Source organism: Labrenzia sp. CP4 (assembly GCF_001579905.1).
In the GTDB taxonomy this organism is placed as follows: Bacteria; Pseudomonadota; Alphaproteobacteria; order Rhizobiales; family Stappiaceae; genus Roseibium; species Roseibium algicola.
In genome coordinates, this window is the sequence record NZ_CP011927.1 from 5,859,133 (window position 1) to 5,873,273 (window position 14,141).

The window sequence follows — 14,141 nt, forward strand, 5'->3', positions numbered from 1 at the left end:
CGGAATGGATTTGCCAAACCGGCCTTACTTCTTCAGATCGAGGCCGACGCCCTTGCAGACGAAGTCCGTGGTGTAGGACTGCTTGTAGTCAAGAGAGGCATCCACGACGGCGATCGAAGCCAGCGTATCGAAGAACGCCTTGAAATGCTCGTCGGTCATGCAACCGATGCCCTTCTCTTCCGTGTCGCCGGAATCCACGATGCCGTATTCCTTCATCTTCGCAAGGGAATAGGCGAGCTGACCGTCGGTCATCTCCGGGTTGTCTTTCTTGATCAACTCGTTTGCCGCGGCGTTGTCGCCATACAGGTAGTTGTACCAGCCCTCGATGGAGGCATCGACGAAACGCTGCACCAGATCCGGGTTTTCCTCGACCAGCGCCTTGGAGGTGGTGATCATGGTCGAGTAGGGCGTCCAGCCTTCATCGGCCAGAAGGAACACTTTCGGTGCCCAACCCGCCTGGTTTTCGATTTCATACGGCTCGGAGGTCAGATAGCCCTGCTGCGCGGACTTGGGATCGACGATGAAAGGAGCCGGGTTGAAGGTGTAGGGCTTGAACTGGGCGTCGGAGAAGCCTTCGAAGTTCTTCTTCATCCACTCGAAATAGGTGACGTAGCCGTCCTTGCCCATGTAGATGGTTTCAAGCTTGGCAAGGTCGGTGAACTTGTCGATGCCCTGATCGGGATGCGCCACGAGGATCTGCGGATCCTTCTGGAAGATGCTGGCGACGTTGATCAGCGGAATGCCTTCCTTGACGTAGTCGAAGCCCTTCAGCGTCCCGCCCATGTAAAAATCGATCTTGCCGGAGATCAGCAGCGCATCGTTGGCAGCTTGCGGGCCGCCCGGCGCGATCGTGACCTTCAGGCCGTATTTCTCGTAGGTGCCGTCGGCAACGGCCTGGTAAAACCCGCCGTGTTCCGCCTGCGCGAGCCAGTTGGTGCCGTAGCTTACCTCATCCAGCGCCAATGCCTGGTGAGTGGCGGTTCCGGTGAGAAGAACCGCTGCGAGAAGCGTCTTCGCAGATGGGAAAACTGTCATTTCGTACCCTCCAGTAAAACAAAACTACCGTGAAACCGCACATTTCCGAAAATATTTGATCCCTTGCAGCGCACGTTGAAAAGCATCAAAATTCGCCTGCAGCGATGCCTTATTGTCATCGCTATCTTTTCTGACGATCAATTGTGCCGCATGCACAAAAAGGAGGCACTTCTTGGCCCTGCTTCACTCCCGCAAGCTGCTTTACCTGGATGAGATCGCGCGCTGCGGCTCCATTCGGAAGGCAGCTGATCGGCTGAATGTGTCGTCCTCCGCCATCAACCGGCAAATCCTTGCCCTGGAAGAGGAATTCGGCGTTCCCCTGTTCGAGCGCCTACCGCGCGGGCTGCGGCTCACCGCGGCAGGAGAGCTGTGCGTTGAACATATCCGCGGCGTTCTGAAAGACTATGCCAGGCTAGAGACCCGGATCCGGGCGCTGAAAATGCCGCAGGCCGGCCAGGTTTCGCTGGTGACAACCGTCGGCCTCGCCTCGGGGCCGTTGTCGGAAATCATCGCGAAGTTCATCGAGAAGAACCCGCGCGTTCACATCAAGCTGCGCAGTGACGGCGGCACGACGACGATCAATCCGGTCCTGACAGGCGAAGTCGACATCGGCCTCGGCTTCAACATTGCCGCAACGCCGGGCCTGCGGACGCTGGCCACCTTCGACATTCCCATTGGTGCGGTGGTTCCGCCCGGACACAAGCTGGCGCAGGAAACCGGGCCGGTCGATCTCGTGGATGTGGTTCAGGAGCGTCTGGTGCTGGCCCAATCGGGAACCAGCCTGCGGGATGTGATCAATTTGGTACTGTCGTCCGTGCCGATCCCGGTGGAACCGATCCTGGAAACAAACTCCTCGGAAACGGTTCGCCAGCTTGTCCGGCGCGGCATCGGCATCAGCCTGCTCAATCCGCTGGACGTTCTGGCCGAATGCCGGCGGGGCGAGCTTGTTTTCCGACCACTGAACGTTGCCCGGACACATCACCAGCCGATGAAGCTGTTTACTCGGGCGCGAGCCTCGATGGACGCGGCAACGAGCCTGTTCGTCGAATTCCTGCTGCAGGAACTCGTTGCTCAGGTGGAGGAATTGCAACGGGAAGGCAACCTGCCCGTTTAAGATCCGAAGATCGTTATGGCTTATACAGGTTGGTCAGCGAATAGGCTGTGAAGTCACGCAGCATCTCAATGAAACCGGCGGCCTGATGAGCACTGATCACCGCTCCTTTTTCCGCCGTCCCCCTGGAGGCATCACCAACGACGCCGGCCGGGTTGAGATCATGGGCGATCCAGGCCAGGGCATGGGGCGGTGTCGGCTGGATGTATTTGGAGTTTTCCAGCATCTCTTCGGCTTTTGAGACGAAGTTCTCGGCCTTGTCCATGCGGACCAGTTCAGGCCGGAAATGCAGCATCAAGGACGTTTCGACCTCGCCGCCGTGAATACCGAATTTGGACTCGTGAGCGGAAATCATGCCGTCCGGATGGCCGAACCGGCCCCAATGTGTCACCAGAACAGCCATTTCGTAACGCACGCGCAGTTCGCGCGAGACGATGCTGATGATGTCGGTGTTGCCACCATGGGAATTGACGATCACCATCTTGCGAATGCCGGCTTCCGACACTTTCTGGCCAATGGCGGTCCAGACGGGGATCAGCAACTCAGCCCCGAGAGACAATGTTCCCGGGCCGTAGACATGTTCGTTCGCCTTGCCGATTTCCTGCACAGGCAACACCAGGATATCGAGATCTTCCGGCAGCTGTTTGCGCGTTTCGGCAAGCATTCCCTGGGCGATTGCGACATCGGTCGCGATCGGCAGATGCGGGCCATGTTGCTCGGTCGAGGCGGTCGGCAGGATTGCGATGGTCCGCTCGGGATCAAGCGCCGCAAAATCCGAGGCATTCAATTCGTTCCAGAAGAAATGCTTGGCCATCGGCGCTGCCCCAACTCTGTTGCCGTGATGCGTTCCTGTTTGGCGTAGGCAAGTCGGCGACACTTGAAAAGCATCATTATGTCTTCAGCCCGCTGCCTTTTTGTGTGCAGTGGGTTTCAAGCCCTTTACCGACCCGGAGCAAAATATGGCGACATCCGTCCGCCACTTTGCACTCAATCGAAAAATATTTTCCTTTTCTGTCCACAAACATGTCCACAGGCGCAGGGTTCCGAAAACAGGCAGAAACCGGTCGTTTTCCCGCCACCGCAAATCCTGAAACCTTTTGTTAACCATGCAGTTAGCGGGAGTTCCCCAAGGAGATGAGTTGGATTCCGGGTTAAACCGCCCGACCCGGATGGCGAAAGTTTGGGCGCACCTATGCCTACCCAGAAGCGAAGCGGCCACATTTACACCAAAGATTTGCCTTGTGATGTGCGAGGTAGGACGCCGCATTGAGGCTCGGGATGCGGCATTGGGTAAAATGTAAGGTGGGTAACCGACATGTATCTCCTGTTCTTCATGGGAGCCGTCCTCTATGGCGCCGTTACGCTGGTGTTTCTGATCCTGTCGTCTGCGGAATTGCTTGATAGCGGACTGAGCACACCAAAGCGGCTGCTGGGAGTTCTGGTCACATCGATCTTGTGGCCTGCGACTCTTGTTGCAGTCAGTCTTGTGCTCGCGTTCCAGAATGTGGCCGGACGGGTTCAAAGCCCCCGTCAGACAGCGCCCCTGCGCCTGTCACACCACTCGCACTAACCGGACACGGTTCCGGAACCAACGCTACCAGTTTGCCTGGCGGCCGCTTCAACTCCGGTGCACACAGGTGCGCCGGAGCTCTTCGGCGTGCGTGCGCGTTGATCAGTCCTTTTTTCCCCGCCAATACACCGTGACAGGCAGCTGTCAGGCCGGATTTTGCGCCATGGCGCAAATTTCATCACAGCGCCTTTTTTGCGTTAAGATGCTGTTTTTCCGGTAATTTTATTGCTGATTTTTTTCCTCAAGTTTTTAATCATTCCAAAAAAAATTTGACTAACTGTTCAAATTTTCTTCCAATGCATTCCTGAGCCTCCTCATCAAACGAAGGAAGCCACCTTGAAAACGATCGCCAACCTTCCGGAGATCTCCATGACCCAGACCAAAGCCGGCCCGGACATTGCCGCCGGGCGCTTGCCTGAGGACGCATACGCTGAGAATTTCAGCGACCTGCACCCGCTGCTGGACCAGCACGAAGCGCAGGTCGAAGCCGACCGTTGCTACTTCTGCTACGACGCCCCTTGCATGCAGGCATGCCCGACCAGCATCGACATTCCGCAGTTCATTCGCCAGATCTCGACCGGGAACCCGACCGGGGCCGCGAAAACCATTTTCGCCCAGAACATTCTGGGCGGCATGTGTGCCCGCGTCTGCCCCACCGAGACACTGTGTGAACAGGTCTGCGTGCGCGAAGTTGCCGAAGGCAAGCCGGTGAAGATCGGCGAGTTGCAGCGGTATTCGACTGATCACTTCATGTCGGAGTTCAGCTCGACGCCGTTCACGCGCGCTGCTGCAACCGGCAAGAAGGTTGCCGTCGTCGGCGCCGGACCTGCGGGTCTTTCCTGCGCCCACCGGCTGGCGGTGCACGGTCACGACGTCACCCTGTTCGATGCCCGTGAAAAGGCCGGCGGCCTCAACGAATACGGTATCGCCTCCTACAAGTCGGTCGACGACTTTGCCGCGCGGGAAGTGGATTTCATCCTGTCCATCGGCGGTATCGAGGTCCGGACCGGCATGCGCCTCGGCACCAATCTGGATCTTGCGACCCTGCGTGCCGAATATGATGCCGTGTTCCTCGGCATCGGCCTTGGCGGTGTCAATGCGCTTGGCCTTGAAGGCGAAGACAAGAGCGGCTCGATCGATGCCGTCGACTACATTGCCGACCTGCGTCAGTCGAAGGACCTTTCCGAGCTTCCGGTTGGCCGGCGCATCGTGGTGATCGGCGGCGGCATGACTGCGGTCGACATCGCGGTCCAGACCAAACTGCTGGGCGCCGAAGACGTCACGATCGCCTATCGCCGCGGTCAGGACCGGATGAACGCCTCCGAATACGAACAGCAGCTGGCCCAGACCAGCGGCGTCCGGATCATGACCTGGGCCCAGCCGAAGGGCCTTGTCGGTGAAAACGGTGCGATTACCGCGATTGAACTGGAGCGGACCCAGGAGCAGAATGGTTCCCTGACCGGTACCGGCGAAGTCATCACCCTGCCTGCGGACATGGTGTTCAAGGCCGTTGGCCAGACCCTAGTGCAAGCGGATCTCGGCGATGCGCTGTCCCTTGAAAAGGGTCGCATCGTGGTTGATGCGGACCGCAAGACCAGCCTTGCCGATGTATGGGCGGGCGGTGACTGCGTGCTGGGCGGTGAAGACCTCACGGTTGCCGCTGTCGAGGATGGCAAGATTGCCGCCGAGAGCATTAACGCTGCCCTGACCGCCTGAGACTTGCGCGCCTGAAACCTGAGCGACTGGGACCTGAGCGCCCGGCAGCAGCTGACGCGCTCGGCGCCACCGATTTGAGGGAGAGCCACCATGGCTGACTTGCGTACTGATTTTATCGGCATCAAATCGCCGAACCCGTTCTGGCTGGCATCCGCGCCGCCGACGGACAAGGAATATAACGTCGTCCGGGCCTTCAAGGCCGGCTGGGGTGGCGTCGTGTGGAAGACGCTTGGGGAAGATCCGGCGGTGGTTAACGTCAACGGTCCGCGCTACGGCGCGATCCATGGCAAGGACCGGCAGCTGATCGGCCTCAACAACATCGAACTGATCACCGACCGTCCGCTGGAAGTGAACCTGCGCGAGATCAAGCAGGTGAAGCGCGACTGGCCGGACCGGGCGCTCGTCGTCTCGCTGATGGTGCCCTGCGAGGAGCAGAACTGGATCGACATCCTCCGCCGCGTCGAAGAAACCGAAGCCGACGGTGTCGAACTGAACTTCGGTTGCCCGCACGGTATGAGCGAACGCGGCATGGGCTCCGCCGTCGGCCAGGTGCCGGAATACATCGAAATGGTCACCCGCTGGGTGAAGCAGCATTCGCGCATGCCCTGCATCGTGAAGCTGACACCGAACATCACCGATGTCCGCAAGCCGGCGCAGGCCGCCAAGGCGGGTGGTGCTGATGCTGTCTCGCTGATCAACACCATCAACTCGATCATGGGTGTCGACCTCGACATCATGTCGCCGTCTCCCTCTGTCGACGGCAAGGGTGCGCACGGCGGCTATTGCGGCCCGGCCGTAAAGCCGATTGCACTCAACATGGTCGCCGAAATCGCCCGCGACCCGGTGACCCACGGATTGCCGATTTCCGGCATCGGCGGTGTGACCACCTGGCGCGACGCGGCCGAGTTCATGGCGCTTGGCGCAGGCTCTGTGCAGGTCTGCACGGCCGCAATGACCTATGGCTTCCGGGTTGTCGAGGACATGATCGAAGGCCTCAGCGACTGGATGGACACCAAGGGCTATACGTCCGTCGACCAGTTTGTCGGCAGCGCGGTACCGAATGTGTCCGACTGGCAGTACCTCAACCTCAACTACATCGCCAAGGCCAAGATCGATCAGGATCTTTGCATCGAATGCGGCCGCTGCCACATCGCCTGTGAGGACACGTCCCACCAGGCAATCACCAACATGGTGGACGGCGTTCGCAAGTTCGAGGTGATCGACGAGGAATGCGTCGGCTGCAACCTGTGCGTCAATGTCTGCCCGATCGAAGGCTGCATCACCATGGAACCCATGGAGGCCGGCAGCATCGATCCGCGCACCAAGAAGCCTGTCGAAAAGGACTACGCCAACTGGACGACGCACCCGAACAACCCGATGGCCGTCAAGGAAGCAGCCGAATAGGCAAAGCTCCGGCGGTCACCTTCAACGCGGGCAGGATCCTCCCTTGCCCGCGTTTTTTTGTTCGCTTTTCAGTCTAGGGAACCTTGAAAGGGATTGCCGCAAGCAGGCAGATCAACCGCCGGCCCGACGGATGCCTTCCATCTGCGACAAAGGATCAGGCGGCATCAACTCGTTGAACGGTAGCGGCCTGTCAAAGAGATAGCCCTGCAGGAACTCGCAACCCGCCTCCACCAGGAAGTCGCGCTGTGCTTCCGTCTCGACCCCTTCGCCGACACTTTGCATGCCCATTACCCGGGCAAGGCTCAGCATCGAGCGGACGACCATGTCCGCTTCCTCGTCCTCGCCGATACGCGACACGAAACTGCGGTCGATCTTCATCTTGTCGAAGCGATACTTGTGCAGGTAGTTCAGGCTGGAAAATCCGGTGCCGAAGTCGTCAATGGCAAGCCCGACGCCAAGATCGCGCAGCTTGAGAATGGTGTTCCGCGTCTGCGCGCTTTCCTCCAGCATCAGGTCCTCGGTGATTTCGAGAACAAGCCTTTCCGGAGGAAAGTCGTATTGCTGCAGCAGTGCCTCGACCTTGTCCGCGAAACCTGCGGCCTGGATCTGGCTTGTGCAGACATTGACCGACACGCCGGTCTGCATCCAGCTGCAGGCATCGTGAAGCGCCCGCTCCAGCACCCAGGCACCGATCACAGGCATCAGTCCAGCATCCTGGGCAACCGGCAGGAACATCACCGGCGGCACCAGGCCGCGGCTTGGATGCCGCCAGCGGATCAGGGCTTCATAGAAGGCCAGTTCGCCCGACCGGGCGTCGACGATCGGCTGATAGAACAGGTCGAATTGCTCTTCACGCAGGGCTGAATCAAGATCCACACGGATCTCGCGCCGTTCGCGCAGAAGGTCGTCCATCCGCTCGTCGTAAATCCGGAACGAGCTTTTCTGCTCCATCTTGCAGCGCTGCAGGGCGATATCGGCAGCGCGAACAAGGCCTGTCAGTGTCTGGCCGTGCTCCGGGAAGCGGGCAATACCCGCGCTTACGGACGTTTCAATGCGCTTGCCTTCATAGTCGAACGGCTGCCGCAGCTTTTCAAACAGCTTGCCCGCCTCCTCAACGGCTTGCTCCGGCGTTTCCCAACGCTCCGTCAGGATCAGGAATTCATCGCCACCGCTGCGCGCGACCAGGTCGAACGGGCCGAGCACCGATCTGATGCGTTCGGCCTGAGCGACCACCAAACTGTCGCCCACGGTGTGCCCGTAGATGTCGTTCACCTGCTTGAGGTTGTCGACGTCGAGATAAATGATCCAGGCGCCACGCTGCTGATCCTTGCGCAAGGCGAGCCTTTTCGTGGCTGTGGCGTGGAAATATCCGCGTGTGACAAAGCCTGTCAGGGAATCGTGATTGGCGGCGTAACGGGCTTCCTGTTCACGGGCTGCCAGCCGTGCCCTGGCGTTGGCATTCTGCCGGAGGGCAATCAGGGCCACCGTCAGAATGACCCCGAGTGACAGCAGGAGAATCGGTATCGAAGACAGGATGATCCCCGACGACTGGCTCATTGGATACCAGGCGAGATAACCAAGCACCGTGCCGGACCCGTTCTGAACCGGGGTGCCGATCATGCCGTCGGGAATTTCCGAAGCGAATTTCAGATTGTCGAGAGCGAGGCTGGACAGAAGATTGCTGAGATGCGCCGCATCGATCTCGAACGCGTTGACGAGAACGTTCGGCGGCCCGAAGGACATTTCGATCCCACCGGGATCCGGTACGATCGCAAAGGCCGCGACGATGAAGGGGTGATCGTTGATCTCGACGATGTCGATGGCCGAAATGTCGGCCAAAGTCCCGGTGAAGCGGACTTCGCCTGGTTCTGACCGGACCAGGGCTTTGACGTAATTGCCGCGTATGCTGTCCAGCGTGCCGGTAATGCCCGTCTGGACGCTCTTGGAAAAGTCTTCCGCTCTCTCCTTGCCGTGGAAGTTGGAAGAAAAGAGGACCTTGCTGTCCGGACCGAAAAGCACTGTGTAGTCGTGGGCAAAATCCAGGGCCATGTCGACGCCGAACCTGGCCTCGATCCAGTCGGGCGACAGATTGGTATCGATATTCTGATAGGCGGCGTTGGAAGCGGCGTAGCGCTCCATTTCACGCAACAGCAACTGCTTGTGGTTCTGAAAGACACGCGCGACCGATTTGGTCTCCCGCATCGCAGCTTCGCGCTCCGCGACCAGCACCTTGAACAGCACGGCGCCGAAAGAAAAAATCACGGCACAGAACATCAAAATGATGACGAGGCTGGAAGAAATGCCGAAAACGCCCGCGGTCATCCGGCGCGGTTCGTCGGACACTGTCTCCGCCGCGGAATGAACCAGGTCGAATTTGTCTGTTTTTCCAGACAGATCGCGCATTTCGCTTTCAAAATCCCAAGCTTTTGTCAGCGAAGCAGTCTGGGTTCAAACCTTTAATTTTTAGTGCCTTGGCAAGCATCAGGCAAAGGCAGCCGGAACGAATTCCGCCCCGGCTGCCCGATTGACGTTACATCTTGTCGGTGACGACCGTTGTGGTGGCGCCTTCCGGCTCCTTGGTGATGACCGGGTCGGACCCGCCGGACAGGAGGGACTTCACGGTGCGCTCATAGGCAGACATGTCCAGTTTGCCGTCAGATCCATCAACCAGCTTGTTGATTTCGCCGACCATGCGGATCTGATGCTTTTCTGTCTGCGCGCCAGTGGCGTCGTTTTCCAGAACGATTTCAGCAGCTTCTTCCGGGTTTTCGGCGGAATAGGCCCAGCCCTTCATGGAGGCCTTCACGAAGCGGGCGAGCTTGTCGACCATTGCCGGGTCGTCCAGGCTGGATTCCAGAACGTAGAGACCGTCTTCCAGCGTGGCGACACCCTGGTCTTCGTATTTGAAGACGATCAGGTCTTCTTCCGGAATGCCGGCATCGATGACCTGCCAATATTCGTTGTAGGTCATGGTGGAGATGCAGTCAGCCTGCTTCTGCAGCAGCGGATCGACGTTGAAGCCCTGCTTCAGGACGGTCACGCCTTCGTCGCCACCGTCGGTCGGAATGCCGAGCTGGCTCATCCAGGACAGGAACGGATATTCGTTACCGAAGAACCAGACGCCGAGTGTCCGGCCCTTGAAGTCTTCCGGCGAGGTGATGCCGGTTTCCTTCAGGCAGGTCAGCATCATGCCGGACTTCTTGAACGGCTGTGCGATGTTGACAAGCGGCACACCCTTTTCGCGCGATGCCAGGGCGGACGGCATCCAGTCGATGATCACATCCGCACCGCCACCGGCGATAACCTGCGGCGGCGCAATGTCCGGACCGCCCGGCTTGATCGTTACGTCCAGGCCTTCTTCGTCGTAGAAGCCCTTGTCCTTGGCCACGTAATAGCCGGCAAACTGGCCCTGTGTGACCCACTTAAGCTGCAGTGTCAGCTCGTCCGCGGCGTTGGCCGCACCTGACACCAGGCTTGCGCCCAGGACAGACGCGAGCGCCAGACTTTTCAATGCCTTCATTGCCATTCCCCTACTGGTTATGGGCGAGCCGCTGTCGGACTCACCCTTCTCTGGAACTTCAAACCCTAACCGGTGCGGACCTCGGAGCGGTTCCCGGCCGCCTGATCCTCTTCCGGCTGTTTGGCCGCATCCGGACGCCGGGGCATTTTGCCTTCTCAACGAACAGTGCTGACCAATTGGTCAAGAAAATCTAGAAAGGTGCCATGTCACTGGTCAAGGTTATTTTTTCATCAAGGCCATTTGGCGTTTCAAAGAGGAGCATAGGCGGGCTTGGTTCAAGTTGTGAAGCCGGTGGATCGGATTTTTAGTTGCCTGACGCCCGGTCAGTCGATCCATACTTAACGGTGCATAGTGGGAGGAGATTGCGCGGCCCGGATTCCTTGCGAATCCGCCGGTCGGCAATGCAAATGGACAAAAAACATGATTTCCAAATCAGCCCTGGATTACCAACCGTTGCCGCTGCCGGACCGGCGAATTTACGACGACAAGGAAATGCTGGCCCGTGCGCAGGACTTTTATGAAGATGTGCGCACCCGCCATACGGTTCGCCACTTCTCGGACCGTCCTGTGGACCGTTCCATCATCGAAGCCTGCATCCGCGCTGCCGGAACAGCCCCCAGCGGCGCCAATCATCAGCCATGGCATTTCGTGGCGATTTCCAATGCCGACCTGAAGCACAAGATCCGCCTGGCTGCCGAGGAAGAGGAACGCAAGTTCTATGATGGCGGCGCGGGCGACGAATGGATCAAGGCACTGGAGCCCATCGGCACCGACGCGGACAAGCCGCATCTGGACATCGCCCCTTGGCTGATCGTGATTTTCGCGCAGCGCTGGGGCACCTTCAACGACGGCACCCGCTACAAGCACTACTACGTTCCCGAAAGTGTCGGCATCGCCACCGGCCTCCTGATCACCGCACTTCACCATGCGGGGCTTTCAACCCTGACGCACACGCCCAACCCGATGAAATTCCTCAACGGGATCCTGAACCGTCCGGAAGCGGAAAAGCCGGTCATGATCCTGGCCGTCGGCCATCCCGCGGAAGACGCCACGGTACCGGCTGTCGCCAAGATCAAGAAGCCGCTGGAAGAGATCCTGAGCGTGTTCGAGGACCAGGAATAGCTTCAGAACCAAGTGCGTTTCCAGAGCGTCACCCCGGGCGGACAGCGCGAAGCCCGGGGCTTATTCGCCCGCAATACGCGGCGATCACCCCGTCACATGTGTCGGGGCGGCGCTGACATTGGCCTTTATCTTCTCCAGCAGTTCCTTGCGGTCCGGGCTGCCGTCGGCAGCGTAGTTGAGGTTCTTGAAGAGCGATGTCTGTTCGGTGAAGAACTTGCGGACGGCTTCCTTGTCGTCAAAGGCAAAGTCGGTGCGGGCGATCCGGTAGACGAGTTCGAAGGTTTCCTGCTGGCGCTTGAGCGGCGCCGACACGTCGACATCGTCAAAGGCATCCTGCTGCAGGTAGACCATGTCGAGGAACAGCGCCTTCTGCTGAAGAATGAAATCGTCAGTCGAGACGCCCTCTTCACCTGTCACCTGCAACATGCGGGTGATCTCGTCACCCTTGCGCAGGAGTTCAATCATCTCCGAAACGCGGGGAACCCAGTCCGGGCCGATATTGTTCTGGTACCAGTCGTTGAGCTGAATGTGATACCGCGACCAGGACAGCAGCGGGTCGACCGCCGGATAGAAGCGCTTGTAGGCCCGTTCGGACGAGAGGCCCAGGAAGGTCTTGACCGTGCCGAGGGTCGACTGGGTGACCGGTTCCTCAAAATTGCCGCCGGCCGGAGACACCGTGCCGATCATGGTGAGACTGCCAGTCTCGCCGCTGGCGGTCCGCAACACGCCAGCGCGTTCGTAGATGCCCTTGATGGCGCTGTCGAGATAGGCGGGAAACGCTTCCTCTCCCGGAATTTCCTCCAACCGGCCAGAGGTCTCACGCATGGCCTGGGCCCAGCGGGAGGTACTGTCGGCGATCAAGAGCACGTCATAGCCCATCTGCCGGTAATATTCGCCAAGGGTAATGCCGGTGTAGATCGAGGCCTCGCGCGCCGCCACAGGCATTGAAGACGTGTTGCAGATGATGACCGTGCGATCCATGAGCGTGCCGTCTCCGGAAGGATCCGGCTGGTGCGGGAACTCGGTGATCGTTTCGACCACCTCGCCGGCACGCTCGCCGCAGGCAACCACGATCACGATATTGACCGCCGAGAAACGCGAAATCAGCGATTGCAGCACCGTCTTGCCCGCACCGAAGGGACCTGGAATGCAGCCCATACCGCCACGGGCGATGGGAAAGAACGTGTCGATCAGGCGCAAGGTGGTGATCAGCGGCTCGCTTGGATAAAGCCGCTCGCTCTGACCGGCCTTGACCAGCCCTTCCGGGATCGCCCGGCGAACCGGCCAATGCTGGACCATGGTCAGGTCGCGGGTTTCGCCGCGATCGTTCTTGAGCGTTGCCACCACCTCGTTGATGGTGAACGTTCCTTCGCGAATCCGGTCCACTGTCCAGGAACCCGTCGTAACGAAGGGAACCATGATCCGGTGCTCGAACCTGCCTTCCGGAACCGTGCCGAGCGTTTCCCCGGCTTTGACCACGTCACCGGACTTCACCTTGGGTTCAAACGACCATTTGCGGTTCTGGTCGAGAGCATTGGTGAGCACCCCGCGCGGCAGGAAGAAGCCGTGCTCGGCCGCAATGTCGGCCAGCGGGTTCTGCAAGCCGTCAAAAACCGTGCTGAGCAGGCCCGGGCCCAGAGCAACCGACAGCATCTCGCCGCTCTGGATCACCTTGTCACCAACGCGCACGCCCGCAGTGCTTTCGAACACCTGCGCTTCAGCGGACTTTCCGCGCACGCGCAGCACTTCGGCCTTCAGGTATTCCCGCGGCTTTCCATCACGTTCGGGACCATGGGGGATAATATAGACCACCTCGTTCTTGATCAGAGGGGCAGAGCCGAGCGGAGACAGTGTGACGAGATCGTCCTGCACGGCGACGATTTCCGCGGTCGGTTCGGGCAACTGAACATGGCTCGTCATGAAGGAGCTCCCTCAAGGGCAGAAGTGAAGTCTGAGAAAAGGTCCGGCCGGCCGGCTTGACTGCCGTCGCCCGTCTCGCCGCCAAGGGCTGACGCCACGAGCGTGGCCAGCCGGGCACGTGCATCGGCCTCGTTGTAGCGCGACCAGCGTTCCACGATCACCCAGCGCAGCACGTAGATCGCAACGGCTTCGAAATCGAATTCATGCAGGTTGCCGTAATGGCCCATCTGCCGGAAGACCTGGGTGAGGACAAGGCGTTCCATGGCGATGTGATCGCCCACCTGCATCAGTTGGTGAGCCTCGCCCACCCACGGCATGAAATGGCCGAGCCCGAAGGCCGGGTCGCTCCAGTTGGCCTTGACCTGTGCGCACCAGCGGCCGAAGCCCCAGTTTTCGATATCTCCGGCGCTTTCCTGTCCGTCCCGGCGGCGGCGCAGCGCTGCAATCAGCGTCCGCGTTTCCATGCGTGCCCCGACAAGATGTTGCAGATCCGGATAGGCAGCCAGATCGGCAAGAACCTTGTTTGCCCGCCGGATCACATCGATGTCGCGATCATAACCGGCAACACCGGCCCAGGCCGTCACCTCCACCATCTCGCGCAGCAGGCTCGCATGCGCGGGCTCCAACATTGACAGCCGCTGCTTCAACCGGAACCCCGAGATCGGCACGTCCTTGCGCGAGAACAGCTTGCCAAGATGGGGCAGGCTGGACACCAGCGCGATATATTGGTGCGGCCGGCTCAT

At 59.6% G+C, this 14,141-nt stretch carries 11 protein-coding genes; 5 read left to right on the top strand and 6 right to left on the bottom strand.

The window, feature by feature from the left end:
* Positions 1-24: 24 nt before the first annotated feature.
* Positions 25-1,035, bottom strand: a complete 1,011-nt coding sequence (locus ACP90_RS26910; RefSeq protein ID WP_022999260.1) for an ABC transporter substrate-binding protein — start codon at positions 1,033-1,035, stop codon at positions 25-27.
* 178 nt (positions 1,036-1,213) lie between these two features.
* Between ACP90_RS26910 and ACP90_RS26915 the strand changes: the two genes are divergently transcribed.
* A complete protein-coding gene (locus tag ACP90_RS26915) occupies positions 1,214-2,149 on the top strand; it encodes a LysR family transcriptional regulator (protein ID WP_031268748.1) in 936 nt (311 codons plus the stop codon).
* 13 nt (positions 2,150-2,162) lie between these two features.
* Here ACP90_RS26915 and ACP90_RS26920 read toward each other — a convergent pair whose 3' ends face one another.
* Positions 2,163-2,960 (bottom strand): creatininase family protein, encoded by a 798-nt coding sequence (locus tag ACP90_RS26920; RefSeq protein ID WP_055656929.1) that lies wholly within the window; start codon positions 2,958-2,960, stop codon positions 2,163-2,165.
* Between the two features lie 501 nt (positions 2,961-3,461).
* Between ACP90_RS26920 and ACP90_RS26925 the strand changes: the two genes are divergently transcribed.
* From ACP90_RS26925 to preA, 3 genes are all read left to right on the top strand, one after another.
* A complete protein-coding gene (locus tag ACP90_RS26925; protein ID WP_022999263.1) occupies positions 3,462-3,716 on the top strand; it encodes a hypothetical protein in 255 nt (84 codons plus the stop codon).
* A 369-nt stretch (positions 3,717-4,085) separates the two neighbouring features.
* Positions 4,086-5,432: an NAD(P)-dependent oxidoreductase gene (locus tag ACP90_RS26930; protein ID WP_055659228.1), complete on the top strand. Its 1,347-nt coding sequence runs from the start codon at positions 4,086-4,088 to the stop codon at positions 5,430-5,432.
* Between the two features lie 90 nt (positions 5,433-5,522).
* Positions 5,523-6,836, top strand: coding sequence for an NAD-dependent dihydropyrimidine dehydrogenase subunit PreA (gene preA / locus ACP90_RS26935; protein ID WP_022999265.1), 1,314 nt, complete (start codon positions 5,523-5,525; stop codon positions 6,834-6,836).
* A 111-nt stretch (positions 6,837-6,947) separates the two neighbouring features.
* On the opposite strand, the gene ACP90_RS26940 is transcribed toward preA, so the two are convergent.
* Together ACP90_RS26940 and ACP90_RS26945 are read right to left on the bottom strand one after the other, a co-directional pair.
* Positions 6,948-9,239: an EAL domain-containing protein gene (locus ACP90_RS26940; RefSeq protein WP_062491108.1), complete on the bottom strand. Its 2,292-nt coding sequence runs from the start codon at positions 9,237-9,239 to the stop codon at positions 6,948-6,950.
* A gap of 127 nt (positions 9,240-9,366) precedes the next feature.
* Complete coding sequence (locus ACP90_RS26945) at positions 9,367-10,362, bottom strand: ABC transporter substrate-binding protein (protein ID WP_023014426.1); 996 nt, start codon at positions 10,360-10,362, stop codon at positions 9,367-9,369.
* 414 nt (positions 10,363-10,776) lie between these two features.
* Here ACP90_RS26945 and ACP90_RS26950 point away from each other — a divergent pair, with 414 nt between their 5' ends.
* Positions 10,777-11,478 carry a nitroreductase family protein gene (locus ACP90_RS26950; RefSeq protein ID WP_062491110.1) on the top strand — a complete coding sequence of 234 codons (702 nt, stop codon included), beginning with the start codon at positions 10,777-10,779 and terminating at the stop codon, positions 11,476-11,478.
* Between the two features lie 84 nt (positions 11,479-11,562).
* Here the strand turns inward: ACP90_RS26950 and ACP90_RS26955 are convergent, their stop codons facing one another.
* Together ACP90_RS26955 and ACP90_RS26960 are read right to left on the bottom strand one after the other, a co-directional pair.
* Positions 11,563-13,398 carry a V-type ATP synthase subunit A gene (locus ACP90_RS26955; protein WP_062491112.1) on the bottom strand — a complete coding sequence of 612 codons (1,836 nt, stop codon included), beginning with the start codon at positions 13,396-13,398 and terminating at the stop codon, positions 11,563-11,565.
* A complete protein-coding gene (locus tag ACP90_RS26960) occupies positions 13,395-14,141 on the bottom strand; it encodes a hypothetical protein (protein ID WP_062491114.1) in 747 nt (248 codons plus the stop codon). Before ACP90_RS26960 ends, ACP90_RS26955 begins: the two co-directional genes overlap by 4 nt.